We start from the raw sequence: 25945 nt of genomic DNA on the forward strand, positions 1-25945 counted from the left end.
CAGCAGGCCCCCGCCCCGCAGGCCCCGGCTCCCGCCCCGGCCCAGGCTCCGGCCGCCCGGCCCGCGGTGCAGGCGCCCGCGCCGTCCCAGCCGTCGGCGGCGGCCGCGCGGCTGCGCGGCACGACCGAGAAGATGTCGCGGACGCGGCAGTCGATCGCCCGGCACATGGTCGAGTCGCTGCAGGTGTCGGCGCAGCTCACCACGGTCGTCGAGGCCGACGTCACCAAGATCGCTCGGCTGCGCGAGCAGGCCAAGGACGACTTCCAGGCGCGTGAGGGCGTCAAGCTCAGCTTCCTGCCCTTCTTCGCCCTGGCGGCGGTCGAGGCGCTGAAGGTCCACCCGAAGCTGAACGCCGTCATCAACTCCGAGACCAACGAGGTCACCTACCACGACGTCGAGAACCTCGGCATCGCGGTGGACGCCGAGAAGGGCCTCATGGTGCCGGTGATCCACAACGCCGGTCAGCTCAACCTGGGCGGCCTGGCGCAGCGGATCGCCGACCTCGCCGAGCGCACCCGTACCAACAAGGTGAGCCCGGACGAGGTGACCGGCGGCACCTTCACGCTCACCAACACCGGCAGCCGCGGCGCGCTGTTCGACACGCCGATCCTCAACCAGCCGCAGGTGGGCATGCTCGGCACCGGCACGGTCGTCAAGCGGCCCGCGGTGATCGATGACCCGCAGCTCGGCGAGGTCATCGCCGTGCGCTCGATCGTCTACCTCGCGCTGACCTACGACCACCGGCTGGTGGACGGCGCCGACGCCGCGCGGTTCCTCGCGACCGTCAAGCACCGGCTGGAGGAGGGCAATTTCGAGTCCGAGCTGGGCATCTAGCCCGCCCCGGGCGGTACTCCTACGGCCCGGCGCTCACTAGGGTGGCGGTCGTGCAGATCGCCATCACCGGTTCCACGGGACTCATCGGTAAGGCCCTCGTCCGCGCACTGCGCGACGAGGGCCTTACCGTCATCCGGCTCGTACGCCGGCCGGCCGCCGCCGAGGACGAGATCCGGTGGGACCCGTTCGGCGGGGTCGACTCCGGCGCGCTGGAAGGCGTGGACGCCGTCGTCCATCTGGCCGGAGCCGGCATCGGCGACCACCGCTGGACCGAGACGTACAAGCGCGAGGTCCGCGACAGCCGTGTCGAGGGCACCCGCACGCTCGCCCGCGCCCTGGCGCGGCTCTCCCGCCGCCCCGCGGTGTTCGTGTCCGGCTCGGCGGTGGGCTTCTACGGCGACACCGGCGACGACGCAGTCGACGAGTCGGCCCCGGGCGGAACGGGGTTCCTCGCCGAGCTGTGCCGCGACTGGGAGGCGGCGGCGCAGCCGGCGGTCGACGCCGGCATCCGGGTCGTGCACCCGCGCACCGGTCTCGTGCTGTCGCGGCGGGGCGGGCTGTTCGGCAAGATGCTGCCGCTGTTCCGGCTGGGGCTCGGCGGGCGGCTCGGCTCCGGACGGCAGTGGATGAGCTGGATCACCCTCGACGACCAGGTCGCCGCGCTGCGCTTCCTGATCCACGACGGCCTGCAGGGGCCGGTCAACCTCACCGCGCCCGAGCCGGTGACCAACGCCGCCTTCACCGCGGCGATCGGGCGCGCCCTGCGCCGCCCCACGCCGTTCATCGTGCCCGCGCCCGCACTGCGGCTGGCGCTCGGCGAGGTCGCCGACGAGGGCGCGCTCATCAGCCAGCGGGCGCTGCCCGGCCGCCTGACCAAGGCCGGGTTCACCTTCCGCCACCCCGACATCGACACCGCCATGGCCGCTCTCCTGTCCTGAACGGCCGCCCACGAACTCGCAAGGAACCCGTCACTCGCCTGCGCGCAGCCGCCCGGCCGCGTACGGTGACTGGTGCGGGAGAACGCAGGGGGGCACTCGTCGGAAGTGTCTCGGGCGCATGAGCGCCAGCGAGTGGGGTGGCCGGTCTTGAAACGAGACCGGCCGCGGAGCGAGTGAGGGTGGGAGCGAGCAATGAGCACCGACGGAAAACCGCATATTCTCGCGATCGGCGGCGGCGGCTTCATCCCGACCGACCGGTACGGCCTGTCACCGAGTCCGCTGCTGCGCTACGCGCTCGACCTCACCGGCCACGACCGTCCGCGCGTCTGCTTCGTGCCGACCGCGCTCGGCGACGGAGCGGAGCACATCGCCCGCTTCTACGCGGCGTTCGCCCAGCTCGACGCCGAGGTCAGCCACCTGTCGCTGTTCCCCATGCCCAACCACGAGGATCCCGCGGCGCACCTGCTCGCCCAGGACCTCGTGTACGTCTCCGGCGGCAGCGTGGCCAACCTGCTGGCCCTGTGGCGCCTGCACGGCCTCGAGGACGCGTTCGCCGAGGCGTGGCGGTCCGGGGTCGTCCTGTGCGGGCAGAGCGCGGGCGCGCTGTGCTGGCACGTCGGCGGCAACACCGACTCCTTCGGGCCGCGCCTGCGCCCGCTCACCAACGGCCTCGGCCTGCTCCCCTACTCCTGCGGCGTCCACTACGACAGCGACCCGCAGCGCCGTCCGCTGCTGCACCGGCTCATCGCCGACGGCACGCTGCCGTCGGGGTACGCCGCCGACGAGGCGGTGGCCCTGCACTACGTGGGCATCGAGTTCGTGCAGGCCGTGAGCTATGTCGACGGGCGCGGCGCGTACGACATCGAGCCGGACGGGGCGGGAGGGGTCAAGGAGACCCACATCGAGCCTCGCCTGCTGGCCTCGCTGTGAGGGACGTACGCTCTTGTACGTGAGCGAGACTGCGATACAGCCATCCACCGACCTTCCGCCGGCCCCCGTGTCAACCGGTGACCTGGTATTCGTCCACGCCGGTTTCGGCGAGCACGCGGTGCCCTACGAGCAGGCGTGGGAGCTGCAGCGGCGGCTGCACGAGCGCCGGGTCGCGGATGAGATCCCCGATGTCTGCCTGCTGCTGGAGCACCCGCCGGTCTACACCGCCGGCAAGCGCACCGAGCCGCTGGACCGCCCGATCGGCGACCCCGGCGCGCCGGTGATCGACGTCGACCGCGGCGGAAAGATCACCTGGCACGGGCCCGGACAGCTGGTCGGCTACCCGATCGTCCGGCTCAAGGAGCCGGTCGACGTGGTCGCCTACGTTCGCACGATCGAGGAGGCCCTGATCCGGGCGTGCGCCGACCTCGGCCTGGCGACCAAGCGCGTCGAGGGCCGCAGCGGCGTGTGGGTGCCCGGCGTGCCCGACCGCAAGGTCGGCGCGATCGGCATCCGCGTCTCCCGGGGCGTGACGATGCACGGGTTCGAGATCAACTGCGACGCGGACCTGTCGTGGTTCGACCGGATCGTGCCGTGCGGCATCCGCGACGCGGGCGTGACGTCACTGTCGCAGGAGCTCGACCGCGAGGTCTCGGTGGCCGAGACCCTGGCGCTCACCGAGCAGCGGCTGGCCGAGGCGCTCGGCGCCGCGAACACCGCACACCGCGACCTCGGCGCGATGCTGGGCGGTGACCTGCCGGGTCAGCCCATCGCCTAGCGGTCAGCCCATCGCCTTGTAGATCGCCTGGCCCTCGTCGGCGGCGGCCTTGAAGAAGCCCACGAGGTTCTCGTACGCGGTGCGCAGGTCGCGGTCGCGTACGGCCTCGACGGGCTTGCCGATCCAGTCGTCGGCGCCCTGGACGCCCAGCTTGGCCATCTGCTTCGGGTCGTACCGCCCGGCGATCTGCCGGAAGTCGGTCGCCACGAGGTGGTCGGCGGCCGGCTTCACCCGCTGCGGCGCCAGGTAGATGACGTCCACACCGAACTCTTCGGCACCGTCCTCGGTGAGCAGGCGACCACCGCAGACGACGTCGGCGGCGGGGTGCGGCCCCTCCCACGGGTCTCCCGTGATCAGGTAGTGGAGGCCCTGCCACGTGCCGGCGATGGGAAGCACGGAGTGGTTGTTCCGCCAGCCCTTGTTTCCGAAAATCGACCTGGCGACGGCGCCCGGATCGCCTCCGCCCTCGGCTTCCGGAAGCCTGAGGTACGTCATGGCAACTCGCAAGCCCGACCTCCCATTATGCGCAGTTGTGCACGCGACATCCCAGTTACCTTAGAGAGATCGACAGCTACGTATGGTGAGAACGCGGCAAAAGCCCGGTCTCAACTTTCCGCCGGCGTCGCGCACCGCCCGGCGCACCGGAGAGCGGGCGCCGTAGGGGCTGTCGTCTCAGTATCCCGGCCGACCTTCCACCATGTCCGGCGCTTGCGCAAACTGAACGTCCCGCCACATACGCCGAACCCGCCGCCACCCTCCGCGAGCCACGTACATCACCCCGTCCCGGGCCCCCTCGTACGTCCGTAGCAGGCCCGCAGAAGCCCGGAGAACCCATCCAAGCGGCCATGCCATGGAACGTGGCCGAGAAGCGGTGTCAGCGTGTTCAGACGGCGTGGTCGGGGCTCACGGTGCGGGCCGGATGCGCCGGCGCTTTCCCCGAGCCGGGCCGGTGGGAATGATGGGCCCATGACGCTGAGCGCCGCCGACGGCAACGCCATCCTCGATGAGAACTTCTCCCCCTGGGTGCGGGATCTCGGCCTCGTGGTCGAGGAGACCGGTGACCTGATGGCCGTGCTGCGCCTGCCGTGGTCCTCGCGGCTGGCGCGGCAGGGCGGGGCCATGTGCGGTCAGGCGCTCATGGCCGCGGCCGACACCGCCACCGTGATCGCGGTCTCCGCGGCGCGCGGGGAGTTCGTCCCGATGACGACCGTTCAGCAGTCGAGCACGTTCCAGCGTCCCGTCGTGGACACCGACGTCCTCGTCACGGCGACGCTCACCAAGCTCGGCCGTACGCTGGCGTTCGCCGAGGTCGCCATGACCGCGGGCGGGAGCGTCGCCGCGCACGCGACCACGGTCTACGCCCTGCTCGGCTGAGCGAGGGGCGTCACCAGTTCGGGTCGGTGCCGGGGACGCCCGGCGGGAGCGCGTGCCCCGGCGGATACATGATGTAGGCGACGCCGCCGCTGGAGGAGCTGCGCTGCCAGACGTTCTCGAAGTCGGCGCGCGGGTAGACCCGGCGGACCTCGGCGTCCGAGGGCGAAGCGGGGTCGTTGACGATCGGGTCGCCGCTCTGGGTGAAGCCGACGACGACGAACAGGTGGCCGTTGGTGCCGTAGCCGGCGCCGGGCAGTTCGGATGCCTTGAACGACTGCGAGGTCACCACCGGGATGCCCGCCTTGATGAACTGCTCCAGCTCCGTCACCGACCGCAGCCGCGTGATGAAGCCGTTCAGCCCGAACCGGCCGGCGTAGGCCGGGTTGAACGGCCAGTTGCCGGTGCCTCCGTAGTTGTGGTCGTAGGTGTTGCGGGCGGCGTAGTCGACCTGCGGGTCGGCGTACGACGGGTCCACCCACGCCATGTCCTGCTGTGAGGGCCCCGTGTTCCAGTAGGACACGACCATGGACGTCGACGTCGGACTGCACCACGCCTCGCCGCCACCGTTGTACTCCGGGTACTGCCCCTTGTGGATCTCCTGGGAGTAGGCGGGGACGTTCAGCTCGATGCCCTCGGCGCCGCCGAGCGGGCTGACCGGCACGGTCTTGCGGTCGGGCACCAGCGAGGCCATCGCGCCGACCGAGCGCAGCGCCGGCCGTGCCTCGGTGCCCGGCAGGCGGTACAGCGTCACCCGGAGCCGGTAGGAGGTCAGCGAGCCCTGGGCGACGAACGTGTCGATGTCGACGTCGCCGTCGGCGTCGCCCTGGCCCGGTACGGAGGTGCGGTGGATGTCGCCGCCCTCCCCCGGGTCGTCGGCCGCCCACCGGCCCATGACGTACCACTTGGTGTCCGCGCCCGCGCCGGTGTGGCCGCGCATCTCGACCTGCAGCCAGCTGCCGTGCGGGGTGTCGGCGGTCCAGGACGCCACGAGCTGGGTCGCGCCGAACCCGACCGACACCTCCGGCGAGGTCCAGCGCGCGTAGTCCCAGGTCTTCGTGCCGCCGCCGTACGGGTCGGTGTAGCTCGCCGTGCCCGCCGGCGCGGCGAAGGCGAGGGCGCCGGTGCCGGACGGCTGCACGCCCTCCGAGACGCCCGCCGCGAAGTCGGCGTCCGAGCTCCACTCGTGGTAGACGACGCTCGACTGCGGCGCGGACTTCTCCGCCTCCGCGCCGGGCGCACCGGTCCCCGCCGTGGTCATCAGGCCCGCGGCGACCAGCAGGGAGACCGTCGAGACGCGGACACGCGAGCGCACCATGGGCTACTCCAGGGGGAGGGCTCCCGGTGCGCCGTGACCACGACCGCGGTCACGACGCACCGGAGGGCGGCGTTCACCAGTTCTTCTCCATACCGGGGATGTTCTTGGGAAGCCGGTGACCGGGCGGGTACATGATGTAGGCGATGCCGCCGCTGGAGGAGCTGCGCAGCCAGACGTTCTCGAAGTTGGCGCGCGGGTAGACGTTGCGGACGACGGCGTCGGAGGACGAGGCCGGATCGTTGATGATCGGGTCACCCTTCTTGGTGAACCCGACGACGACGAACAGGTGGCCGTTGGTGCTGTAGTTGGAGCCGGGCAGCTCGTCGGCCTTGAACGACTGCGAGGTCACCACCGGGATGCCCGCCTTGATGAACTGCTCCAGCTCCGTCACCGACCGCAGCCGCGTGATGAAGCCGTTCAGCCCGAACCGGCCGGCGTACGCGGGGTTGAACGGCCAGTTGCCGGTGCCCTCGTAGTTGTAGTCGTAGGTGTGGCGCGCGGCGTAGTCGACCTGCGGGTCGGCGTACGACGGGTCCACCCACGCCATGTCCTTCTTGGAGGGACCGCGCTTCCAGTAGGACACGACCATCGAGGTGGACGTGGGGCTGCACCAGGCCTCACCGCCGCCGTCGTACTCGGGGTACTGGCCCTTGTGGATGTTCTGGGAGTACGCCGGGACCTTCAGCTCGATGCCCTCGGCGCCGCCGAGCGGGCTGACCGGCACGGTCGTGCGCTTGGCGACCTGCGAGGCCATCGCGCCGACCGAGCGCAGCACCGGCCGCACGTGCTTGCCGGGCGCGCGGTACAGAGTCACCCTCAGCTGGTAGGAGGTGAGGGAGTTCTTGGCGATGAAGGTGTCGATGTCGACGTTGCCGTTGGCGTCGGCCTGGCCGGGCACCGTCGTCCGGTTGATGTCGCCGCCTTCCTTGGGGTCGTCGGAGGCCCAGCGGCCCATGACGTACCACTTGGTGTCCGCGCCCGCGCCGGTGTGGCCGCGCATCTCGACCTGCAGCCACGTCCCGTGCGGGGTGTCGGCGGTCCAGGACGCCACGAGCTGGGTCGCGCCGAACCCGACCGACACCTTCGGTGAGGTCCAGCGCGCGTAGTTCCAGGTCTTGGTGCCGGCGCCGTACGGGTCGGCGTAGCTCGTCGAGCCGACCGTGTGGGCGATCGTGAGGGCGCCGGCGCCCGACGGCCGTACGCCCTCGGACGAGCCCTTGGCGAAGTCGTGGACCGACGTCCACTGGTGATAGGCCACGAGCGAGCGTGCGGGGGCGTCGGCGGCCCCCGCGTGCGGCGCCGCGGCCACGGTGGTGGTCGTGAGACCGACCATTACGACAAGAGAGATCTTCCGTGCCGAAGCACGGGCACGCGACCACACCATGGCGACTCCAACGACGGCGACGATCTGAGCCCCGATCTGAACCCGGACGGTAAGACCGCGCCGACGGCGTGTCAACGCTTTACAAGCCCAAGCGTTGCGTGGAAATTTGTTTACCCTCGCGTCCCGCAACGGCGGCGCCGCTTTCGACTGCGGGCGCGAACCCTCGTATCCTTCCCTCCATGGCAAAGAAGTCCCAGGACGGACAGGACGAAAGCCCCGGCCGCCTCAAGCAGATCCGCATGGTCGCCTCACTGGTCCACCAGGCCAATCGCAAGGCCCTGCCGACGGTGGTCTTGGCGGCGATCGGGACTCTCGTGGTGTTCGTGGTCCTCGGGCTGGTCCTGGGCCAGGCGCTGCTGCTGATCCCGCTCGGTGTGCTGGCCGCCCTCGCGGTCGGCATGATCGTCTTCGGCCAGCTGGCGCAGCGTACACAGTACGCCATGCTCGAGGGCAGGCCCGGCGCCGCCGCGTCGATCGTGGAGAACATGCGGGGCCGCTGGGTCGTGACCCCCGCCGTGCAGGCGAACCGCAACATGGACGTCGTGCACCGCGTGGTCGGCCACCCGGGCGTGATCCTGCTGGCCGAGGGCCCCGGCTCGCGCGTCGGCAAGCTCATCGGAGCGGAGAAGAAGCGCATCTCCCGCGCCGCCTCGGAGATCCCGATCTATGACATCCAGGTCGGCAACGACGAGGGCCAGGTGCCGATCGGCAAGCTCCAGCGCCACCTCACCAAGCTGCCGCGCAACCTCAAGAAGGACGAGGTCAGCGAGCTGACCGACCGCCTCAACGCGCTGCCGCAGTCGATGCAGATGCCCAAGGGCCCGATCCCCAAGGGCGCGCGCATGCCGAAGGGCCCCAAGCCCCGCACGCGCTGAGCCGGACGCGAAGGCTTCAGGCGCTAGGGCTCAGCGGACCACGACCACCGTGTTGGCCGCGCGGTCGTGCAGGCCGCGGTGGTCGCGGTCCCACAGCACCGCGGGGATCAGGAGCACGAGCAGCACGGCGCGCTCGAAGGCCCACAGGAGCCCGACGTCGCCACCGTTCGGCACGGTCACGCGCAGCCCGGCGAGCCGCTTGCCCACGGTGGTGCCGAAGAGGCCGATGAGCAGCCACGACAGCACACCGAAGATCGCGAGTGTGGCGAAGCTGCGCACGCCCGGGCTCCAGTGCAGGGCGGCCGACAGGATCTGCGCCACCAGCAGTGCCAGGAGCCAGTCGACGATCAGGGCCACGAGCCGGCGGCCGTACCCGGCCACCGAGCCGGGCCCCTGCTGCGGCAGGCCCATGCGCTCTCCCGGGTAGCCGAGGTCGGCGCCTGCCGCGCGGGCGCCCGAGAGCCAGGTTCCGGCCGAACGCCGAGGTTCGCTCATGGCCTCAAAGCTATCCGCCGCCAGTGATCATCCGGCGCCGGGGGCCATGTAACACATGCGAAACACATGGGACACGGCCTGGAAACGGCCGGCGCATAGCGTGATAGCGCCCTGAAAGCACCCCTAGGAGGTTGGATGTTCAGCAGTGCCAGCGAGGTCCTGAAATACATCAAGGACGAAGGGGTGCGGTTCGTCGATGTCAGGTTCACCGACCTGCCGGGCACGACGCAGCACTTCACGTTCCCGGTGGAGAACTTCGGTGAGGGCGTCTTCACCGACGGTCTGATGTTCGACGGGTCCTCCATCCGTGGTTTCCAGGAGATCCACGAGTCGGACATGCTGTTGCTGCCGGACCCCTCGACGGCTGTCATCGACCCGTTCCGCCAGCACAAGACCCTGAACCTCACGTTCTTCGTGCACGACCCGCTGACCGGCGAGGCGTACACCCGTGACCCCCGCAACATCGCCCGCAAGGCCGAGGACTACCTGCGCGGCACGGGCATCGCGGACACGGCGTTCTTCGGGCCCGAGGCGGAGTTCTACATCTTCGACGACGTGCGGTTCGAGACGAGCGAGCACGAGTCGTACTACCACATCGACTCGGTCGAGGGCGCCTGGAACACCGGCCGCAAGGAGGAGGGCGGCAACCTCGGCTACAAGCCGCGCTTCAAGGGCGGTTACTTCCCGGTTCCGCCGATGGACCACTTCACCGACCTGCGCTCGGAGATGGTCCGGCAGCTGATGGAGTCCGGGATCGCCGTCGAGATGCAGCACCACGAGGTGGGCACCGCCGGCCAGGCCGAGATCGACTTCAGGTTCGACACGCTGCTGAAGACCGCCGACAACCTGATGCTCTACAAGTACATCGTCAAGAGCGTCGCGCGGCAGGCGGGCAAGACGGTCACGTTCATGCCGAAGCCGATCTTCGGTGACAACGGCTCCGGCATGCACTGCCACCAGTCGCTGTGGAAGGACGGCTCGCCGCTCTTCTACGACGAGGTCGGCTACGCCGGGCTGTCGGACCTGGCCCGCTACTACATCGGCGGCCTGCTCAAGCATGCCTCCTCGCTGCTGGCCTTCACCAACCCGACGGTGAACTCCTACCACCGCCTGGTGCCGGGCTATGAGGCCCCGGTCAACCTGGTGTACTCCCAGCGCAACCGCTCGGCCTGCGTTCGCATCCCGATCACCGGCTCGAACCCCAAGGCCAAGCGCCTGGAGTTCCGCGTTCCGGACCCGTCCTGCAACCCGTACCTCGCCTTCCCGGCGATGCTCATGGCGGGCCTCGACGGCATCAAGAACAAGATCGAGCCGCCGGAGCCGATGGACAAGGACCTGTACGAGCTTCCGCCGGAGGAGGCCCGCAGCGTCCCGCAGGTGCCGGGCTCGCTGGAGGCGGTCCTGAACGCGCTCGAGGCCGACCACGACTACCTGCTCGAGGGCGGCGTGTTCACGCCGGACCTGATCGAGACGTGGATCTCCTACAAGCGCGAGAACGAGCTGGACCCGATCCGTCTGCGCCCGCACCCGCACGAGTTCGAGATGTACTACGACTGCTGATCCGAGACGGCGCGCTGACGTGGCAATACGTCAGCGCGCCGTCTTCGTGTTCCGCCCCTGTTCCGTCCGGGCCATCAGGACCGCGTCGACTGCCTCACGGGTCGACTCGTCTCGGTCGGGCCACAGGTGGCCGTACACGTCGAGCGTCGTCTTGGCCGAGGCGTGCCGGACGCGCGCCTGCACGACCTTCACGTCGGCGCCCGAGGCGATCAGCAGCGACGCGAAGTAGTGCCGTAGGTCCTGGAAGCGGAAGCCGGCCGGGAGGCCGTCGACCTTCCCGCGCGCTGTGCGGAACGCGCGTTCAAGGCGCCAGGGTTCGAGCTGGCCGCCGTCCGGGTCCGCGGTCAGCAGCGTCTCGGCCGGCCAGCGCTCGACGTGGGGCGCGAGGTACTCGGTGGCGAGCATTCGCGAGATCGGCACCGGGGTACGGGACGTCTCGGTCTTCAGCGGCTCGGCCGGGAACTGGAACCGCGGGTGCACGATGCCCCGCATGAAGTCGACGTCATCGACGCGCTGGCCGCACGCCTCGGCGATCCTCAGCCCGACGAACGCGCCGAGCAGGATGGACGCCCGGTAGCGCTCGGGCATCGCCTCGTACAGTGCCCAGACCTGCTCTGTGGTGGCCACGTAGGCCCGCTGCTTTCCCGTGCCGGGCGACGTCCACCGCGAGCACGGATTCTGCGCGATCATCCCGTCGCGCACGGCGTCGGCCATGACCTGCGAGAGCCGAGCGTGCAGCGCGTAGACGTACGAGACGGCCAGCCCCTCCTCGTGCAGGCGGGCCGTCCACGAGCGGATCTGCGATGGCCGGACACCGGGCAGGGGCGTCGACCCGAACTCGGCCGTGATCCGGGCGATGTGCGTCCGGGCCTGCCGCACGGTCGACTTGCGACGGGTGGCGTAGCCCTTCAGCCACGTCTCGCACCACTGCGCGACCGTCGTACGCGCCGTCTTCGGGTCGATGTACGTCCCGCGGAGCGCGTCGGCCTCCATCGCCGTACCGTGCTTCTCAGCATCGACCTTCTTCACGAACGCCCGCGAGGCTTCCTTGCCGTCCGGGCCGACCCAGACCGCCAGCCAGCGTTTCGCCGTCTTGCTGCCGCCCTTGTCCGGGTGCCGTGATGTCTTCCGCCGTGGCGTGGTACTGGTCCACCACAGATCCTTGACGCGTGCCACGGCTACTCCTCGTTGAGAGCGTCGGTGAACCGCAGGTAATCGATGATGGTCTTGAGCCTCACGCCCTCAGCCTCGGCCGCCCGTACGGCCTTTGCGATCGGCGCGAGCACGTCACGGTGACGCTCGACGGTGTCGACGAGGTCGGCGTCGCGTCGGTCATGCGGCCGGCTCACCCTCATGAACCGCGCGACGTCCGCGAGCGGTGTCGGCCGGTCGAGCGGGAACAGCTGGTACTCGCCGCACGCCCAGCGCCACGCGGCGTCAGCCGTAGGTGCGCTGACGTTCGGCGTCAGCTCGACGCGGTGGTCCGTCCCCGCGTCCCCGGGCAGTAGTAGCCGGTTCGGCGCGACGTCGAGTGCGAGCGCGAGCGTGACCAGGTCGTCGACGTCGACCCTCCGGTCGCGCTGTTCGATCTTGCTGACTGCCGATGTGGCCAACGGCCGGCCGTACTCCTCTGCCTTCTTGGCGACGTCCTTCTGATCCATACGCCGCATGTCGCGCACCTCGGTGACGTTCTTGGCTACCCGCTGGCCCACCGGGCCGATCTCTACTCGTCTACTCGCCATGATGGCGATCGTACACCCGTTCTTGACGAATCCCATAGACGGTGACACCATTCTCACTGAGTCGCGATAATCGGTCGCGGATTCGCCATCATGGAGATTCAGATGGATAGAGCCTCACTGGGCACGCCTGCCCAAGTCGCCGAGCACTTGCAGGTTCCCGAGAAGACGCTCGCCGAGTGGCGCTCTCGCGGGATCGGTCCGGAGTACCGAAAAGTGGGCCGATACGTCCGCTACGTCTGGAAGGACGTAGACGTCTGGCTCGACGCGCAGCGGTGCGGGGGGACGGCCGCCTGATGTCGACGATGAGAACGGCCCGATCCCCTCGGCAGGGAACCGGGCCGGAAGACGAGCACCACGGCGACGGCGACGTCGAGTCCATCCTACGACGCTCCGAAGCGATCGGACGGCGGGTTGCCGCCGACGAGGCGGCGCGCAAGTTCTGGTCCGACCTGGCCTACGCCGCCGGGTGGGACGCCGGATATCGACAGGGCCAGGCCGATCGCGACGAGCAGGAAGCCCGACGGCAGGCGCTCATGCACGGGCTCGCCTCCACGCCGCAGTATCGCGAGCTTGAACGCCTCCGCTGGGGCGGCCGGCGCGAAGACTTCGGCCAGGGTCGCGCGCGTGACTTCGCCGGGATGGGCGAGGACTACCAGCCCGCGCCGTACTACACGCCGCTGCTGCCCGGCGGCGCGTCACGGCACCGTGTCCAGCGGGGGGCCGCGTGAGTACCGGCGCCGAGCTGCTCGACGAGGTGCGCGCCGCGCTCGCCCGGTACGTGATCCTGCCGTCGCCCGAGGCTGGAGACGCGGTGACGTTGTGGGTCGCTGCGACGCACGCACAACCGGCCTGGCAGCACGCGACGCGACTCGTGATCACCGCGCCGGAGAAGAGGTGCGGGAAGTCGCGGTTGCTCGACATCATCGAGGCCACCACCCATGACCCGCTGATCGCGGTGAACATCTCACCGGCCGCGCTCGTGCGCTCGATCGGCGAGGAACCGCCGACGATCCTCCTCGACGAGGCTGACACCGTGTTCGGCCGGAAGGCTGCGGACAACCACGAAGACCTACGCGGCATCCTCAACGCCGGTCACCAGCGGAACCGGCCTTATGTCAGGTGGGACGCCAACCTGCGACGGCCGGAGCACTGCCCGACCTTCTCCATGGCCGCGCTCGCCGGTATCGGCTCGATGCCCGACACCATCGAGGACCGGGCCGTCATGGTCCGGATGCGCCGCCGCGCGCCCGGCGAGTCCGTCAAGCCGTTCCGGTCACGCCGCGACGGGCCGCCGCTTGCCGCGCTCCGCGACCGTCTCACAGCGTGGGTCCGCAGCCGCATAGACGAACTCGGCGACGCCGAGCCGGACATGCCGGTTGAGGACCGGGCCGCGGACAACTGGGAAAGCCTCGTCGCCGTCGCCGACGCGGCCGGCGGGTCATGGCCGGAGCGGGCCCGGCAGGCGTGCCGCTCGCTCACCGATGCGGCCGACGATGACAGCACGGTCGGTGTGCGTCTCCTCGTCGACCTGCGCGAGGTGTTCGAGGGCGCCGACGCTCTGCACGGTGCGACGCTCCTCGAACGACTCCACAAGCTGGACGAGTCCCCCTGGTCGGACTGGTACGGCCGGCCGCTGAACGCTCGTGATCTCGCGCGGCTCCTCAAGCCGTACGGCGTCAACTCCGTCGACGTGAAGGTGGACGGGGTCAACCGCAAGGGGTATCGCCGTGATCATCTTCACGATGCGTGGTCACGCTACCTCCCGAGACACGGGGGAGGCGCTACCTCCGCTACCTCCGCGACTTCCCAGGTCAGCGACGCGAGCGAGGTAGCGGGTAGCGGACGCGAAACGCTACCCGCTACCGGAGCCAACGCGTTGACCTGCCAAGTCGCGGAGGTCGCGGAAGTCGCGGATACCCCGCACCTCCCCCCATGCCGCGTGTGCGGCGAGCCCATGATCGTCACCGAGCGTGGCCAAACCGCGCATCCGACCTGCGGAGGTAACCCGTGAACCCTCTCGGTGACACCGACCTGGTCGACATCGCGGTCACCCTCGCGCCCGGCGACGGCGAATGCATCCGATGCGGTGAGTACTTCTCGATTCACGGCGCGTTCGCCATGTGGCACGACGGCGAAGTCTGCACCGACTGCGCACCACCAGACATCGCACAGGCCGTCGCCGCACTCGACGAACTCCACGAGGTCATCACCATCGGGGACGTCTCATCGCGGAACCGGCGAGCCCTGGCCGACACCCTCCGCAACCTCGCACGCCTCGCCGACCAGATCACCAGCGGTGAGCGCACCGTCCATAAGGCGATCGACTTCGCGGCCGGCCCGTGGAGCAACGACGAACCGTGCGGCGTGCACCTGGACTGGCACATCGACAGCGCACCACCACGCACGCACAGCACAGCACCCATGCCACCAGGCCAAGCGTGAGGACCACACCATGACCATCGTGAGCAACACACCGACCAGGGCGGGCGCCCGGGTAGGTGCCGCCCTGGCCACTGCCGTATTCGCTGTTCCGTTCGCGCTCGGCTGGATCGCAGGAGCGATCGTGTACGCCTCAACATGGCTGTACGCCGCACTACTCGCCGGCTACCGCACCGCCGAGGGACGGGGGGCGGGGTCGACACGGCTGACCAGGGAAAACGTACACCCGCAGCCCCGTGGACATTTTTCTCCCCCCGCGGCTGGGGGGTGGGGGGCCGATGCCGTCGACCACTGATCCCCGATACGGGTCGGCGCGGTGGAAGAAGCTCCGGCTGGCCGTGCTGGAACGCGACGAGCGCACCTGCATGTACTGCGGAGCGGAGGCGACGACGGTGGACCACCGGACGCCTCACAGCCGCGGCGGGGACTTCTGGGACGAGGCCAACCTCGTCGCGGCGTGCGCGAGCTGCAACTACTCGAAGCGCGACCGGGCACGGCCGGGGCCGAGCCGCCGCCGCGACGGGCCGGTCTTCCCGAAGCCAGCCGACTGGCCCTACCCGCCGTGCCAGTTCCACGGCGAAGCCTGCGGGGCGTCCCACAGCCGGGACTGGTGACCGACGGTCACCGGCCACCCCCGGAAACTACTGGGACCGCACATAAAAAAATGTCCAGGGAGGCGGGCGGTGTACGTCTTCGCAGGTCAGCGTGATCACCCTGCCCCCCACCCCTTCCACGAGAGGAACGAACCAATGACCGCTGATTTGGACTGGCGACGCTTTCCGTACGAGGTCACGCGAGCGCTCGATCGTGAGTCGATCATGCTTGAGCAGCTCGAACCAGGACTACGGGCCGCCTACGCCCCTGGGGAGATTGTCGTGCTCGATCACTCGGGCGAGACCGAGCTGTGTCGCGTGCCGCACTACCGTCTGGCGCTGCCTGATCCGGAGCGGCTGCGGCGGGCCGCCGCGAAAGCGCTGGAGAACCTGCCGGATCACCTCGCCGATCAGTGCGTGGCAGCGATCAATGACGAGGCGATCGAGCTGCGTGACCCGCCGGAGTCGGAGTGGATCGAGGTGTACGTGCAGATTGGGCCCGATGCGCGGGTTCCCCTGTTCCGTGCTCACCGCTGCGTGGTGGTGCCCGACTGGCCCCGGGACGTAGAATGATCGCGCAGACGCTCGGTATCCACGGGCGGCCGATCGGGACAGGAGCCCCGGCACCCGGCACATGTGGTCACCATGCGGCGCTCGAATCCACGAATGCGCGCAGGTGATCCCCCCATGCTCTATCGCACCGCCCACGTACGGGCAGATCAGAACGGCCGGACCATCTTCGGCCTCGCCGTGCCGTACGGCGTCGTGTCCGAGGTCAACGACGGGTACGGCCCGTATCGCGAGCAGTTCGCGCCCGGTGCGTTCACGCGCTCGATCCGGGAGCGCGGCCACAAGGTGAAGCTGTTCGTGCAGCACGCCACCGAGAGACTCCCGATCGGCCGGGCGGTCGAGCTGGACGAGCGCGCCGACGGCCTACACGCGGCGTTCTCCGTGGCCCGTACCCGCGACGGTGACGAGGCGCTGGAGCTGGTCGCCGCGGGCGTCGTGGACGGCTTCTCTGTCGGCTTCGCCTCCCTGCGGGACCGCAAGGAGGCCGACAAGACCGTGACCCGCGTAGAGGCGTCTCTGCGCGAGGTGTCCCTCGTGCACAGCCCCGCCTACCCCGACGCGCTCGTCGGCGGCGTGCGGTCCGCAAGCACAACCCCTTACCTGACCGTGGCCCGCGCTCGCCTTGAGCTGCTGGAAGCCACCCTGCATACCGAGGACTGACGATGAGATTCCCAGCACTTGACGAGGCCAACGAGCGGGTCGCCGACCTGACGAAGGAGCGCGAGGAGCTGCTTACGCGTGCCCGGGCCATGCTCGACGGCGCCGAGGCGCAGCGCCGCGACCTCACCGAGGCCGAGCGCAGCGAGCACGAAGGCGTACTGGCCGGCATCGAGCGTCTCAACACCGAGCTGGACGAGGCCAAGGCCAAGCAGGCGAAGTGCGAGAGGCTCGCCGAGACGATCCGCTCGGGCAACTACGGCACCGAGCGCGTCGGCGATGAGCCCCGGAGCGTTGCCGCCGGCGGCACTCTGCACGACCAGGCCCGGCGCACCATCGAGCAGGCGCACCGGCGCCAGGAGCTGCCCGACTACGCGGCCGAGCGCGCCGAGACGCTCGTCACCACCGGCACGGCCGATCAGCAGAACACGGCCGCGCGCTGGGCGGTGGCCACCGGCAACCCGGCCTACCTGCGGGCGTTCTGCAAGCTGCTCGGCGACCCGCAGCGCGGCCACATGCTGTGGGACGGCGAGGAGCAGGCCGCGTACACCGCCGTCGAGCAGGTCAAGACGTCGATGCGGGCGATGAGCCTCACCGACTCCGCCGGCGGCTTCATGGTGCCGCTCACGCTGGACCCGGCGATCATGCTCACGTCGAACGGGTCGATCAACCCGCTCCGGCAGATCTCCCGCGTTGTCCAGACGGCCACCGATGCGTGGCAGGGCGTCACGAGCGCGGGTGTCACCGCGGAGTGGAAGGCCGAGGCCGCCGAGGTCGCCGACGTCACGCCCACGCTCGACGACGCGCCGATCCCGGTGCACTTCGGTGACGCGTACGTGCAGTACAGCTTTGAAGTCGGCATGGACGCCGTGAACTTCGCTCGCGAGCTTCAGGGCGTTCTGATGGACGCGGCCGATCAGCTCATGGCGACCGCGTACACGACCGGCAGCGGGTCGGGGCAGCCTCGGGGCATCATCACGGCTCTCGACGGCACGGCCTCGGAGCTGACGCCGACCACGGCCGAGGCGTTCGCCGCCGCGGACGTCTACAAGGTCCAGAACGCGCTGGGCCCGCGCTTCCAGGCTCGGGCGCAGTGGGCCGCGAACCTCGCGATCATCAACCAGGCCGCCCAGTTCGAGACCACGAACGGGTCGAAGATGTTCCCCGAGCTGGGCAACAACCCGCCCGTCCTGCTGCGCAAGCCGATGAACGAGCTCAGCAACATGGACGGCGCGATCGACCCGGCCGCGACGGCCGACAACTTCGTCCTTCTATACGGCGACTTCCAGCAGTTCGTGATCGTCGACCGGATCGGCACGCAGCTTGAGCTGATCCCGAACGTCATGGGCGCGAACCGCCGGCCCACCGGCCAGCGCGGCGCGCTGCTGTGGTTCCGTACCGGATCCGACGTCGTGATCCCGAACGCGTTCCGGACGTTGAACGTCGCGACGACGGCCTGACAAGGACTGAGCGCGCCGCCTCTTTGAGGGGAGGGGCGGCGCGCTCACGCGTTCGCAGGGCTCGGCTCTAGACCCGCGCCCGTCAACATTTTTCTCCCTGGCCACTGCGTGTCACGTGACACGACCCCCCCGGACAGACCACGGCCCCGGCGCCCCCCGCAGGGAACCGGGGCCGTGGTGGTTCTCAGTATCAGCGGTCGACGGTTGCGACCTCAACGCAGTTGCCACCGTTGCCGCTGCGCTCGCTCTTTCGCCAGTAGGTGTCCATCGCTACCTTCCCTCCTGCTGCTCGTTGGCCTCTTCGTCCGGCGCCTCGTCGTCGCCCGTGACGGCGTACGGCGTCGGCTTGTGCCCGAGGATCGCCATGGCGTGCGCGTACTCCTCAGGGGTCATGGGGTCGCGGCCACCCGTGCCGCTGTTGACGATCATGTGGGTTCCTCCTCGATCACGAGCTGTACGCGTCGCCGGACGCTGCCGTCCGGGTCGAAGACCCAGAGCTTCGAGAGCTTCCCGAGGCTGCGGACCTCGCCGCCCGGCAGCGTCACGGAGAACACGGGCTGATAGGCGCGCGGGTAGTTGCGGTTCAGAATCCGCACGGCGTCGCCGTCGCGCTGGAACCGGACGAGGTCATTTGGCTCGACATCGGTCGCCCAGACCTTCAACCACTGCGGGGGGCTGTCAGGCATAGTCGCAGCGTAAGGCACTAGGCCATACCTGGCCATGGCCAGCCAGGGCTATCTAGCCTTACCCATGGCCACTTACGGTCACCCGCATGACGATCGATCCCGACGGCGTGAAGGCGCCATATCGGCAGTTGGCGGACATCCTCCGGGAGCGCATCATCTCCGGAGAGATCCAGCCTGGCCGGCGGATCCCGTCACAGACCGAGCTTGAGCAGGAATTCCCGCTGTCGCGGAACACGATCAAGAAGGCTCTCGACGTGCTGAAGGACGAGGGGCTACTCGTCAGCGCGCCCGGGCGTGGCCTCTTCGTCGCCGAGCAGCCGGACACCTGAGGGGCGGGGACAGGCTTGCCGTTCGCCGGAACGGCAAGCCTCACCCTCTGCCCGCGCCCGCCCGGGGCGGACCCTTCCCAGCCTGCAACGACGAAGGGGTACCCACATCGTGGGCACCCCTCAGGGGGCACGCTCAGCGCGTACCCCCTCGTATTCTTCCGTCCGCTACCCCTCGTCGTCGGCCCCGATGTACGGGGCGAGCCGCCCCAGCATCGTGGCGAGCCGCCAGTAGATCGCGTCCACCTGGTCGACGGTTCGGCCCGGGTCGGTCATGACCGCTTCAGCCTCGCGGATGAGGTCGAGCGCCTTGCGCCGCAGGGGGGCGGGCGCCTCCGGGGCGGTCACTCGCCCGCCTGACCGCGCACGAGGTCGAGCAGGCCCTGTACGGCCGCCTGCAAGCCGCCGTACCGCTCCCAGACCTCGAACTCGTCCGGCTTGCTGGCCTGGCACTCTTCCAACATCCGGCGGGCAGAGGAGACGGCTGGGTCCTCGCCGTCGAGGTGGGGCCGGGCGAAGACGCGTTCGCAGAAGTTCGGCAGGTGGGCGGCGTTGTTCGTAGACTCATCGGCCATGGGGTGATGCCTCCCAGCAGGTTGACCCCCTAGGCCCTCCCGGTGCGGGAATCACCGGGTAGGGCCGCTTTTCTGTCATGACAGACACTAAGCCCGATTTGCCGTTTGCGCAACGCTTCCGCACTGGTAGATCTATGATTTCGTCATGACAGATGGGAAGCGTGGACGCCCCAAGAGCGGCGAGACGCCACGAAAGACCGTGCGCGTGCCGGATGCCGTCTGGGACGAGGCCAAGGAGAAGGCCGAGGCCGAGGGCAAGACCGTCTCGGACGTGGTGAACGACTGTCTTCGGCGGTATCTCCGCAAGAAGTGATCTTGTTCCGGCCCTGTTCCGCCAGATGGTGAGTAGAGCCCGGAATCGATGGGAAGTGTCGGGAAGCTAAACGCCCAGGTCAGACGGGCCGTCGGGACGTTTCCGCAGGTGACCCGCCCCCCGCGTTGAGTTCGAGATGTACTACGACTGCTGATCCGAAAGGCCGCCGAGGCCTTCCGAGGACACGTGACCGGCCCGGTCCGCCGTCGAGGCGGGCCGGGCCGTTCATCTTCGTCCGCCCGCTGTCGTGGGGTGATGTCCGACCGCTTACGGACGATCACTGATTCGCACTAGGCGTGGGACACGAGGTGACATAGCGTCCCAAGCATGGACACGCCGCTGGTGTTGCTCGACGTGGACGGTGTTCTCAATCCCCTGGAGCGTTCGCCCGGCTACCAGCGCTACCGGGCCACGCCGGACGGCGTCACCTTCCGACTGTTGCTCAACCCCGGGCACGGGCCGATGCTGACCGCGCTCGCCCGGGAGACCGGCGCGGAACTGGTCTGGGCCAGCTACTGGACCGACTCGGCCAACGAGTGGATCGGCCCGCGGGTCGGGCTGCCCTCGTTGCGTGCCGTCCCGATCCCCCCACGGGACCCCGTCTACTCCTACGGAGGCTGGAAGGCCCGGCATGTCGCCGAGTGGATCGGTGAGCGTCCTTTCGTATGGTTGGAGGACGAACCGGATGTTCCGGACGCCCTCGCGACCGGGCCGGCGCTCGGCCCGCATCTGATCGTGGGAGTGGACCCGCACGAGGGCCTCACCGAGGCCCACGTCGAGAAGGCGCGCGGCTGGCTGGAACAACTGCGGTAGCGCGCGCGTTGCGGGCAATCGTCCGACGACAAGGGGGATGTGATCATGGCTTCGGTCCAGGTGGAGCGCACCGACGACGGCGGCTTCGTCGCCAGCAACGGCCGCGGCGCGCGAGTCGCCATCGGCGGGTCGGGCGACGACGGCGTCTTCACGCCGGTCGAGTTGCTGCTCGCCGCGCTGGGCGGCTGCGAGATCGTCACGGTCGAGCCGCTGACGGCCGAACGTGGCCACCGGCTCGTACGCCTCGCGGCCACCGTGGAGGCCGAGAAGGTCGCGCCGACCCGCCTGGGCACCGTCACCGTCACCTACGACGTCGAGCTCCCCGACGGCGACGAGGACGCCGCGCGGGTCTTCACGGACGTCGCGCACCGGGTGCACGAGCACCACTGCACGGTCGGCCGGGCCCTGCGGGAGACCACCGCGACGGAGCAGATCCTGCCCGATCTCGCCCGTTAGTGACCGAAACCTGCGCTTGACGAACACTTCCGCGCATTATTGGCTGTTCGCGGTTGTCTTGACTCGCGAGGAGTTCCCCCATGCGCAGGCTCTGGGCCCCCGTCACCGCCCTGCTCGCCACCGCGGCCGTCGCCGTTCCCCTGCACGGCGCGGCCACACCGGCGCACGCGTCGGTCCGTGAAACCGTCTGGCCGACGCCCCAGCAGATCAGCGATCGACCCGACGGCTTCCGCGTTCCCCGTACGGTCGGGCTCGTCACCGCGGCCGACACCGACGCGCCCGCGCTGCGGACCGTACGGGCGGCGCTGCGGAAGGCCGGCGCGACCGACATCCGGCAGTCGGCGGCCGACCCGCGCACCGAGGTGACCGTCTGGCTCTCCGGCGGCGCCCCGATCCTGAAGCAGCTCGGCGTCGCCGACCACACCGGGCTGGGGCCGGAGGGGTACGTGCTGGCCGCCGGACGCCACGGCGGACGCGAGCACATCGTCCTCGACGGCGCCGACGGTACGGGCTCCTTCTACGCGGCGGAGACCTTCGGGCAGCTGGTGCGCGAGCACTGGATGCCGGGCGTCGCCGTACGCGACTGGCCCGCGATGCGTTACCGGGGCTCGATCGAGGGCTTCTACGGCACTCCCTGGTCCCACGAGGACCGGCTGGCCCACCTCGACTACCTCGGCGCGCACAAGATGAACACCTACGAGTACGCGCCGAAGGACGACCCGTACCACCGGGAACGCTGGCGCGACCCGTACCCGCCCGACGAACTCTCCCGGCTCGGCGCGCTGGTGAACCGGGCCCGCGACAACCACGTGGAGTTCACCTTCGCCCTCTCCCCCGGCCTGTCGATCTGCTATTCGTCCCAGGCGGACGTGGACGCGCTGATCGCCAAGTTCGAGGCGGTGTACGACCTCGGCGGGCGCGCGTTCAACGTGCCGTTCGACGACATCGACTACGGCGTCTGGCACTGCCCGGCCGACAAGGACAAGTTCGGCGACGGCGCGGCCGGAGCGGGCGCGGCGCAGGCGTACGTGCTGAACAAGGTGCAGGCGTGGGCGCGGTCCAAGGGCGACGTACACCCGCTGCAGATGGTGCCGACCGAGTACTCCAACGTGACCGACTCGCCGTACAAGCAGGCCCTGCGCGACAAGCTGGACCCGGACGTGATCGTGCACTGGACCGGCGTCGGCGTCATCCCGGCGACGATCACGGTCGACGAGGCGAAGCAGGCCGAGAAGGTCTTCGGCCACCCGATCCTGGTCTGGGACAACTACCCGGTCAACGACTACATCGCCGGACGGCTGCCGCTGGCCGCCTACACGGGCCGGGAGAGCGGCCTCTCCGGCTCGATCACCGGGATCATCTCCAACCCCTCCAACCAGGCCGCGGTGAGCGACGTCGCGCTGTTCTCCTTCGCCGACTTCGGCTGGCACGACGCCACGTACGACGCCGGGCGCGACTGGGCGGCGGCCCTGGCCGAGCGCGCGGGCGGCGACCCGCGGACGACGGCCGCGCTGCGCGCCTTCGCGGACGTGTCGACCTACGACGGCCGGCTGCACCTGACCCAGGCGCCCGAGCTGGCCGCCGCCGTGAACGCCTTCTGGCGGCGCTGGGACGCCGGGGACCACCACGGGTCCGTCCACGACCTGCGGACGCGCGTACGGGCTCTCGCCGCCGCTCCGGCGCGCATCCGGGCCGGCGTCATCGACCCCGCCTTCGCCGACGAGGCCAAGGCGTGGCTCGACGCCACCGAGCTGTGGGCGCAGGCGATGGACGCCGCCCTCGACATGATCACCCACCCGCTCGCACGCGGCTGGGCCGACCGGCGGCGCGTCGACGCCCTGGTGGCCCGGGCGAACGCCATCCGCGACACCCGCGAGCCGCACAGCGGCACCGCGCCCAAGATCGGTGACGGGGTGATCGACCGGTTCCTCACGACGGCGAAGGCGGTGTTCGACCGTACGGCCGGGGTGCACGCCGTTCGCCCGGCCGGGATCACCTCCCTCACCCCGTACCAGGACAACGCGCCCGCCCGGATGACCGACGGCGACACCGGCACGTACTTCTGGAGCAACGCCGCGCCGGGCGCCGGCGACTGGGTGGGCGTCGACTTCGGCGAGCCGAGGCCGATCGGCGACATCGGCGTCCTCATGGGCAAGTCCGGCAGCCCGAACGACTACATCCACGCCGGCACGCTGGAGTACTCCACCGACGGCGACTCCTGGACGCCGCTGGCGAACGGGACCACGGCGGAGGTCCACGCCACGGCGCCGGCCGGTACGACCGCCCGGTACGTGCGCTACCGGGCCACGGCCGCCAACGGCGGGTACTGGTGCGTGGTGCGGGAGTTCCAGGTGAGCGTCCCCGGCCAGATCACCTACACCGTCACGGGCGGCCCGGCCGGCGGCCCGGCCGGCGACCTGGCCGCCGCGGCGGACGGGTCGCTGGACACCGCCTACACCGCCTCGGCCGCCCCGGCGGCGGGCGACGCGCTCGTCGTGACGCCCTCGGCGGCGCGGCGGCTGGCGCGCGTCCGGGTGCTGGGCTCGGCGGGCACCGCCGCGGTGGAGATCAGGACCGGTGGCGCCTGGCGTCACATCGGTCTCTTCCGTAACGGCTTCGCCGACCTGCCCGCCGGCGGCGACCCGGTCGACGCGGTGCGTCTGACCTGGGAGTCCGGCTCACCGGCCCCCTCGATCAGCGAGGTCGTTCCGGTGCCGGCGGAGTGATCTCCGGAGAGTATCCGGACGGCCGTATCCACCCTGAGGACTAGGGCGCGTACTCATATGGGCCGAGTCATAGACCATTCCTGGAGGTGATCAAAAAGGCGGGAATCTCCTCCAGGATCGAGATATGGCCCAGCTCGCCCAATCCTGTCGCCCGGCGCCGCGCGACATCGACCTGAAAGGATCGTGGTCTCCCCGCCTCTGGCGGGAGATCGCCCTGGTCGCCGTCTTCTACGGCGCGTACACCCTCGTACGCCTGCTGATCCCCCACGACGAGGGGGCGGCGTACGTCCACGCCCGGCAGATCATGCGCCTGGAGCACGCGCTGGGGCCGAACCTCGAACTGACGCTCAACCACGCGCTGCTACGCGTCCCCCTGCTCGCCAAGGCCGCCAACATCTTCTACGCGACGGCCCACTTCCTGGTCACGCTGGCGGTGCTGGTGTGGCTCTACCGCCGGCGGCCGCGGGAGTACCGATGGCTGCGCACGTCGCTGCTGCTCGCGACCGCGATCGCCCTCGTCGGGTTCTGGGTCTACCCGCTGGCGCCACCGCGATTCCTCGGCACCGCGGGCTTCGTGGACCCGGTGACCGCCTTCCACAGCTTCGGGCTGTACTCCTCCCCCCAGGCGGGCTCGCTCACGAACCAGTTCGCGGCCATGCCGTCGATGCACGCGGGCTGGGCGGTCTGGTGCGCGGTGGCGGTGATCGCGAGTACCCGCCGGCCGCTGGTCAGGGCGCTGGCGGTGCTCCACCCGGTCATCACCCTCACCGTGATCTTCTCGACCGCCAACCACTACGTGCTGGACGCCGTGGCGGGCATCACCGTGATGGCGTTCGCCCTGCTCGCAGGCCTTATCCTCCATCTGCGGGAGAAGCGGTCACGTCCAGCGAAGGATCACGAAGTGACAAACAAGACAACTATTGCCGATAGTCCTGGCGGCCAGATCTGACACCATGGGGATCATGTCGAGTTCGGCCGTAGCGCCAGTCGCCACGGGCGACGCGACTGAGGCACCGGGGGACAAGCCGGCCGGGAGACGGCCGGGCGTCTGGCGCGAGATACTTCTCATCGCGCTCTGTTACACCGCGTACTCCATCGTGCGCAACCTGGTGCCGACGACGCACACGGCGGCGCTGCGGCTCGGCGGGCAGATCCTGCGGCTCGAGCACCTCCTGCACATCGGCTTCGAGCTCCCGCTCAACCACCTGTTCGTGCGCGACCACTGGATCGGCGTCGTCGCCAACTACTACTACTCGACACTGCACTTCATCGTGACGCCGACCATCCTGGCCTGGCTGTACGTCCGCCACCAGGACCGGTACGTCTTCTACCGCCGGCTGATCTTCGCGACGACGGTGCTCGCGCTGGTCGGCTTCTACCTGCTGCCCCTCGCGCCGCCGCGGATGCTGCCCGGATACGTCGACACGGTACTGGCCTGGAACACCCACGGCCTGTACGCCTCGGGCGCCTCACCGGTCGGCTCGGTGTCGAACCAGTACGCGGCGATGCCGTCGCTGCACACGGGCTGGGCCCTGTGGTGCGCGATCGCCGTCTCGAACGTGATCCGCCGCCCCTGGGCCAAGGTCCTGCCGTTCCTCTACCCGGTCGCGACCGTGATCGTCATCCTGGGCACGGCGAACCACTACTTCCTGGACGCGGTCGGCGGCGCGGTCACGCTGGGCTGCGGCTACCTGGCCGCCCGGGGCGTCCGCCTGGTCATCCCGCGCCTGGGCCCGGTCGCGCGCGTCTTCTCCACCGAGTAACGGCCCGTCCGCCTTCAGGGCGGCCACGGCCCTTCCCGCGCACCCGTACGACTCCCGGGCCACCCCTGTCTCCACCGCGGTCCTCCGTGACCTCACCTCTTCGTCTCCCGTGCCATCCGCGTCCTCTCCGCCGCCCGGCGAAATATCGCCACTAATCGTCTTTTAAAGGTGCAGAGAAAAGGCCGCCGGGCCGCCGGTCACACTCGGTCACACGCGCCGATACGGAACGCCGGAATCCACCATGGCGGCCATCCGGCGGGAAGGCGCTTACCGTCGCCGTCTTCCCAGGCCATCGCCCATTGATCGTGATTGTCCATCAACGTCCAGAGCTGTATCGTACGAG

General features: G+C 69.9%; 33 protein-coding genes. 22 read left to right on the forward strand and 11 right to left on the reverse strand.

The genetic code is table 11. The annotated features are described in order from the left end of the window. The 4 genes from sucB to lipB form a co-directional block, all read left to right on the forward strand. Positions 1–834, forward strand: an 834-nt coding sequence (gene sucB / locus ABEA10_RS45785; protein WP_345474989.1) for a 2-oxoglutarate dehydrogenase, E2 component, dihydrolipoamide succinyltransferase, incomplete at its 5' end; no start/stop codon positions are given. 50 nt (positions 835–884) lie between these two features. Then, positions 885–1772: a TIGR01777 family oxidoreductase gene (locus ABEA10_RS45790; protein WP_345474990.1), complete on the forward strand. Its 888-nt coding sequence runs from the start codon at positions 885–887 to the stop codon at positions 1770–1772. A gap of 192 nt (positions 1773–1964) precedes the next feature. Next, positions 1965–2702, forward strand: a complete 738-nt coding sequence (locus ABEA10_RS45795) for a Type 1 glutamine amidotransferase-like domain-containing protein (protein ID WP_345474991.1) — start codon at positions 1965–1967, stop codon at positions 2700–2702. Positions 2703–2769: 67 nt separating this feature from the next. Beyond that, a complete protein-coding gene (gene lipB, locus ABEA10_RS45800; RefSeq protein ID WP_425551049.1) occupies positions 2770–3480 on the forward strand; it encodes a lipoyl(octanoyl) transferase LipB in 711 nt (236 codons plus the stop codon). A 3-nt stretch (positions 3481–3483) separates the two neighbouring features. Here the strand turns inward: lipB and ABEA10_RS45805 are convergent, their stop codons facing one another. Continuing rightward, complete coding sequence (locus tag ABEA10_RS45805; protein WP_345474993.1) at positions 3484–3975, reverse strand: DUF1877 family protein; 492 nt, start codon at positions 3973–3975, stop codon at positions 3484–3486. Positions 3976–4446: 471 nt separating this feature from the next. Here ABEA10_RS45805 and ABEA10_RS45810 point away from each other — a divergent pair, with 471 nt between their 5' ends. Further along, positions 4447–4854, forward strand: a complete 408-nt coding sequence (locus tag ABEA10_RS45810; RefSeq protein ID WP_345474994.1) for a PaaI family thioesterase — start codon at positions 4447–4449, stop codon at positions 4852–4854. A 10-nt stretch (positions 4855–4864) separates the two neighbouring features. Here ABEA10_RS45810 and ABEA10_RS45815 read toward each other — a convergent pair whose 3' ends face one another. Together ABEA10_RS45815 and ABEA10_RS45820 are read right to left on the reverse strand one after the other, a co-directional pair. Beyond that, a complete protein-coding gene (locus ABEA10_RS45815) occupies positions 4865–6169 on the reverse strand; it encodes a C39 family peptidase (RefSeq protein ID WP_345474995.1) in 1305 nt (434 codons plus the stop codon). Between the two features lie 73 nt (positions 6170–6242). After that, on the reverse strand, positions 6243–7502 hold the full coding sequence (locus ABEA10_RS45820; RefSeq protein ID WP_345474996.1) for a C39 family peptidase: 1260 nt from the start codon (positions 7500–7502) through the stop codon (positions 6243–6245). A gap of 230 nt (positions 7503–7732) precedes the next feature. On the opposite strand from ABEA10_RS45820, the gene ABEA10_RS45825 reads away from it, so the two are divergent. After that, the gene (locus ABEA10_RS45825) at positions 7733–8428 is read left to right on the forward strand and encodes a DUF4191 domain-containing protein (RefSeq protein ID WP_329257708.1); all 696 of its coding nucleotides are present in this window, start codon (positions 7733–7735) and stop codon (positions 8426–8428) included. A 30-nt stretch (positions 8429–8458) separates the two neighbouring features. Here the strand turns inward: ABEA10_RS45825 and ABEA10_RS45830 are convergent, their stop codons facing one another. Beyond that, complete coding sequence (locus ABEA10_RS45830; protein ID WP_345474997.1) at positions 8459–8923, reverse strand: RDD family protein; 465 nt, start codon at positions 8921–8923, stop codon at positions 8459–8461. A gap of 135 nt (positions 8924–9058) precedes the next feature. Between ABEA10_RS45830 and glnA the strand changes: the two genes are divergently transcribed. Continuing rightward, on the forward strand, positions 9059–10483 hold the full coding sequence (glnA, locus tag ABEA10_RS45835; RefSeq protein WP_345474998.1) for a type I glutamate--ammonia ligase: 1425 nt from the start codon (positions 9059–9061) through the stop codon (positions 10481–10483). Positions 10484–10513: 30 nt separating this feature from the next. Here glnA and ABEA10_RS45840 read toward each other — a convergent pair whose 3' ends face one another. Both ABEA10_RS45840 and ABEA10_RS45845 read right to left on the reverse strand, forming a co-directional pair. Continuing rightward, positions 10514–11659, reverse strand: coding sequence for a site-specific integrase (locus tag ABEA10_RS45840; protein ID WP_345474999.1), 1146 nt, complete (start codon positions 11657–11659; stop codon positions 10514–10516). Between the two features lie 2 nt (positions 11660–11661). Then, entirely contained in the window at positions 11662–12261 is a 600-nt protein-coding gene (locus tag ABEA10_RS45845) for a hypothetical protein (RefSeq protein ID WP_345475000.1), read from the reverse strand. Positions 12262–12327: 66 nt separating this feature from the next. Here ABEA10_RS45845 and ABEA10_RS45850 point away from each other — a divergent pair, with 66 nt between their 5' ends. The 8 genes from ABEA10_RS45850 to ABEA10_RS45885 all read left to right on the forward strand — a co-directional run bounded on the left by ABEA10_RS45850 (position 12328) and on the right by ABEA10_RS45885 (position 17944). Next, a complete protein-coding gene (locus tag ABEA10_RS45850) occupies positions 12328–12519 on the forward strand; it encodes a helix-turn-helix transcriptional regulator (RefSeq protein ID WP_345475001.1) in 192 nt (63 codons plus the stop codon). 8 nt (positions 12520–12527) lie between these two features. Then, positions 12528–12953, forward strand: a complete 426-nt coding sequence (locus ABEA10_RS45855; protein WP_345475002.1) for a hypothetical protein — start codon at positions 12528–12530, stop codon at positions 12951–12953. Continuing rightward, on the forward strand, positions 12950–14236 hold the full coding sequence (locus tag ABEA10_RS45860; protein ID WP_345475003.1) for a DUF3631 domain-containing protein: 1287 nt from the start codon (positions 12950–12952) through the stop codon (positions 14234–14236). The genes ABEA10_RS45855 and ABEA10_RS45860 overlap by 4 nt, the downstream gene beginning before the upstream one ends. Next, complete coding sequence (locus ABEA10_RS45865; RefSeq protein WP_345475004.1) at positions 14233–14667, forward strand: hypothetical protein; 435 nt, start codon at positions 14233–14235, stop codon at positions 14665–14667. Before ABEA10_RS45860 ends, ABEA10_RS45865 begins: the two co-directional genes overlap by 4 nt. A gap of 275 nt (positions 14668–14942) precedes the next feature. Continuing rightward, positions 14943–15278 (forward strand): HNH endonuclease, encoded by a 336-nt coding sequence (locus ABEA10_RS45870; protein WP_345475006.1) that lies wholly within the window; start codon positions 14943–14945, stop codon positions 15276–15278. A gap of 135 nt (positions 15279–15413) precedes the next feature. Continuing rightward, entirely contained in the window at positions 15414–15830 is a 417-nt protein-coding gene (locus ABEA10_RS45875; protein WP_345475008.1) for a hypothetical protein, read from the forward strand. Positions 15831–15944: 114 nt separating this feature from the next. Further along, on the forward strand, positions 15945–16487 hold the full coding sequence (locus ABEA10_RS45880; RefSeq protein ID WP_345475009.1) for an HK97 family phage prohead protease: 543 nt from the start codon (positions 15945–15947) through the stop codon (positions 16485–16487). Positions 16488–16489: 2 nt separating this feature from the next. Further along, positions 16490–17944, forward strand: a complete 1455-nt coding sequence (locus ABEA10_RS45885; RefSeq protein WP_345475010.1) for a phage major capsid protein — start codon at positions 16490–16492, stop codon at positions 17942–17944. A 190-nt stretch (positions 17945–18134) separates the two neighbouring features. Here ABEA10_RS45885 and ABEA10_RS51470 read toward each other — a convergent pair whose 3' ends face one another. From ABEA10_RS51470 to ABEA10_RS45895, 3 genes are read right to left on the reverse strand one after another with little or no spacing between them, the layout of a single operon-like run. Further along, on the reverse strand, positions 18135–18212 hold the full coding sequence (locus ABEA10_RS51470) for a DUF397 domain-containing protein (RefSeq protein ID WP_425551050.1): 78 nt from the start codon (positions 18210–18212) through the stop codon (positions 18135–18137). A gap of 2 nt (positions 18213–18214) precedes the next feature. Next, the gene (locus ABEA10_RS45890) at positions 18215–18373 is read right to left on the reverse strand and encodes a hypothetical protein (protein ID WP_345475011.1); all 159 of its coding nucleotides are present in this window, start codon (positions 18371–18373) and stop codon (positions 18215–18217) included. Continuing rightward, positions 18370–18630 carry a hypothetical protein gene (locus ABEA10_RS45895; RefSeq protein ID WP_345475012.1) on the reverse strand — a complete coding sequence of 87 codons (261 nt, stop codon included), beginning with the start codon at positions 18628–18630 and terminating at the stop codon, positions 18370–18372. Before ABEA10_RS45895 ends, ABEA10_RS45890 begins: the two co-directional genes overlap by 4 nt. A gap of 86 nt (positions 18631–18716) precedes the next feature. On the opposite strand from ABEA10_RS45895, the gene ABEA10_RS45900 reads away from it, so the two are divergent. Further along, entirely contained in the window at positions 18717–18959 is a 243-nt protein-coding gene (locus ABEA10_RS45900; RefSeq protein ID WP_345475013.1) for a GntR family transcriptional regulator, read from the forward strand. A 165-nt stretch (positions 18960–19124) separates the two neighbouring features. Here ABEA10_RS45900 and ABEA10_RS45905 read toward each other — a convergent pair whose 3' ends face one another. Together ABEA10_RS45905 and ABEA10_RS45910 are read right to left on the reverse strand one after the other, a co-directional pair. Continuing rightward, complete coding sequence (locus ABEA10_RS45905; RefSeq protein ID WP_345475014.1) at positions 19125–19304, reverse strand: hypothetical protein; 180 nt, start codon at positions 19302–19304, stop codon at positions 19125–19127. Continuing rightward, entirely contained in the window at positions 19301–19531 is a 231-nt protein-coding gene (locus tag ABEA10_RS45910; RefSeq protein ID WP_345475015.1) for a hypothetical protein, read from the reverse strand. The genes ABEA10_RS45905 and ABEA10_RS45910 overlap by 4 nt, the downstream gene beginning before the upstream one ends. Positions 19532–19676: 145 nt before the next feature. On the opposite strand from ABEA10_RS45910, the gene ABEA10_RS45915 reads away from it, so the two are divergent. The 6 genes from ABEA10_RS45915 to ABEA10_RS45940 all read left to right on the forward strand — a co-directional run bounded on the left by ABEA10_RS45915 (position 19677) and on the right by ABEA10_RS45940 (position 25602). Beyond that, positions 19677–19844 (forward strand): YlcI/YnfO family protein, encoded by a 168-nt coding sequence (locus ABEA10_RS45915; RefSeq protein ID WP_345475016.1) that lies wholly within the window; start codon positions 19677–19679, stop codon positions 19842–19844. A 327-nt stretch (positions 19845–20171) separates the two neighbouring features. Next, positions 20172–20657, forward strand: a complete 486-nt coding sequence (locus ABEA10_RS45920; protein WP_345475017.1) for an HAD domain-containing protein — start codon at positions 20172–20174, stop codon at positions 20655–20657. A 45-nt stretch (positions 20658–20702) separates the two neighbouring features. Further along, positions 20703–21113, forward strand: a complete 411-nt coding sequence (locus tag ABEA10_RS45925) for an OsmC family protein (protein ID WP_329257693.1) — start codon at positions 20703–20705, stop codon at positions 21111–21113. An 80-nt stretch (positions 21114–21193) separates the two neighbouring features. Beyond that, on the forward strand, positions 21194–23839 hold the full coding sequence (locus ABEA10_RS45930) for a glycoside hydrolase family 84 protein (protein ID WP_345475018.1): 2646 nt from the start codon (positions 21194–21196) through the stop codon (positions 23837–23839). Between the two features lie 124 nt (positions 23840–23963). Then, positions 23964–24788, forward strand: coding sequence for a phosphatase PAP2 family protein (locus tag ABEA10_RS45935; RefSeq protein WP_345475019.1), 825 nt, complete (start codon positions 23964–23966; stop codon positions 24786–24788). A 13-nt stretch (positions 24789–24801) separates the two neighbouring features. Beyond that, positions 24802–25602, forward strand: a complete 801-nt coding sequence (locus ABEA10_RS45940) for a phosphatase PAP2 family protein (protein ID WP_345475020.1) — start codon at positions 24802–24804, stop codon at positions 25600–25602. The last annotated feature ends 343 nt before the right edge of the window (positions 25603–25945 follow it).

This window comes from Actinoallomurus oryzae (genome assembly GCF_039541955.1).
GTDB lineage: Bacteria > Actinomycetota > Actinomycetes > Streptosporangiales > Streptosporangiaceae > Actinoallomurus > Actinoallomurus oryzae.

Excerpts from the sequence above, each read along its gene's own strand:
- ABEA10_RS45810 (WP_345474994.1), top strand. The coding sequence starts at position 4,447 with ATGACGCTGAGCGCCGCCGACGGCAACGCCATCCTCGATGAGAACTTC.
- ABEA10_RS45900 (WP_345475013.1), top strand. The coding sequence starts at position 18,717 with ATGACGATCGATCCCGACGGCGTGAAGGCGCCATATCGGCAGTTGGCG.
- ABEA10_RS45935 (WP_345475019.1), top strand. The coding sequence starts at position 23,964 with ATGGCCCAGCTCGCCCAATCCTGTCGCCCGGCGCCGCGCGACATCGAC.
- ABEA10_RS45930 (WP_345475018.1), top strand. The coding sequence starts at position 21,194 with ATGCGCAGGCTCTGGGCCCCCGTCACCGCCCTGCTCGCCACCGCGGCC.
- ABEA10_RS45875 (WP_345475008.1), top strand. The coding sequence starts at position 15,414 with ATGACCGCTGATTTGGACTGGCGACGCTTTCCGTACGAGGTCACGCGA.
- ABEA10_RS45815 (WP_345474995.1), bottom strand. The coding sequence starts at position 6,169 with ATGGTGCGCTCGCGTGTCCGCGTCTCGACGGTCTCCCTGCTGGTCGCC.
- ABEA10_RS45890 (WP_345475011.1), bottom strand. The coding sequence starts at position 18,373 with ATGATCGTCAACAGCGGCACGGGTGGCCGCGACCCCATGACCCCTGAG.
- ABEA10_RS45845 (WP_345475000.1), bottom strand. The coding sequence starts at position 12,261 with ATGGGATTCGTCAAGAACGGGTGTACGATCGCCATCATGGCGAGTAGA.
- ABEA10_RS45850 (WP_345475001.1), top strand. The coding sequence starts at position 12,328 with ATGGATAGAGCCTCACTGGGCACGCCTGCCCAAGTCGCCGAGCACTTG.
- ABEA10_RS45825 (WP_329257708.1), top strand. The coding sequence starts at position 7,733 with ATGGCAAAGAAGTCCCAGGACGGACAGGACGAAAGCCCCGGCCGCCTC.
- ABEA10_RS45880 (WP_345475009.1), top strand. The coding sequence starts at position 15,945 with ATGCTCTATCGCACCGCCCACGTACGGGCAGATCAGAACGGCCGGACC.
- ABEA10_RS45895 (WP_345475012.1), bottom strand. The coding sequence starts at position 18,630 with ATGCCTGACAGCCCCCCGCAGTGGTTGAAGGTCTGGGCGACCGATGTC.
- ABEA10_RS45805 (WP_345474993.1), bottom strand. The coding sequence starts at position 3,975 with ATGACGTACCTCAGGCTTCCGGAAGCCGAGGGCGGAGGCGATCCGGGC.
- ABEA10_RS45820 (WP_345474996.1), bottom strand. The coding sequence starts at position 7,502 with ATGGTCGGTCTCACGACCACCACCGTGGCCGCGGCGCCGCACGCGGGG.
- ABEA10_RS45855 (WP_345475002.1), top strand. The coding sequence starts at position 12,528 with ATGAGAACGGCCCGATCCCCTCGGCAGGGAACCGGGCCGGAAGACGAG.
- glnA (WP_345474998.1), top strand. The coding sequence starts at position 9,059 with ATGTTCAGCAGTGCCAGCGAGGTCCTGAAATACATCAAGGACGAAGGG.
- ABEA10_RS45925 (WP_329257693.1), top strand. The coding sequence starts at position 20,703 with ATGGCTTCGGTCCAGGTGGAGCGCACCGACGACGGCGGCTTCGTCGCC.
- ABEA10_RS45940 (WP_345475020.1), top strand. The coding sequence starts at position 24,802 with ATGTCGAGTTCGGCCGTAGCGCCAGTCGCCACGGGCGACGCGACTGAG.
- ABEA10_RS45830 (WP_345474997.1), bottom strand. The coding sequence starts at position 8,923 with ATGAGCGAACCTCGGCGTTCGGCCGGAACCTGGCTCTCGGGCGCCCGC.
- ABEA10_RS45915 (WP_345475016.1), top strand. The coding sequence starts at position 19,677 with ATGACAGATGGGAAGCGTGGACGCCCCAAGAGCGGCGAGACGCCACGA.
- ABEA10_RS51470 (WP_425551050.1), bottom strand. The coding sequence starts at position 18,212 with ATGGACACCTACTGGCGAAAGAGCGAGCGCAGCGGCAACGGTGGCAAC.
- ABEA10_RS45910 (WP_345475015.1), bottom strand. The coding sequence starts at position 19,531 with ATGGCCGATGAGTCTACGAACAACGCCGCCCACCTGCCGAACTTCTGC.
- ABEA10_RS45885 (WP_345475010.1), top strand. The coding sequence starts at position 16,490 with ATGAGATTCCCAGCACTTGACGAGGCCAACGAGCGGGTCGCCGACCTG.
- ABEA10_RS45870 (WP_345475006.1), top strand. The coding sequence starts at position 14,943 with ATGCCGTCGACCACTGATCCCCGATACGGGTCGGCGCGGTGGAAGAAG.
- ABEA10_RS45795 (WP_345474991.1), top strand. The coding sequence starts at position 1,965 with ATGAGCACCGACGGAAAACCGCATATTCTCGCGATCGGCGGCGGCGGC.
- ABEA10_RS45920 (WP_345475017.1), top strand. The coding sequence starts at position 20,172 with ATGGACACGCCGCTGGTGTTGCTCGACGTGGACGGTGTTCTCAATCCC.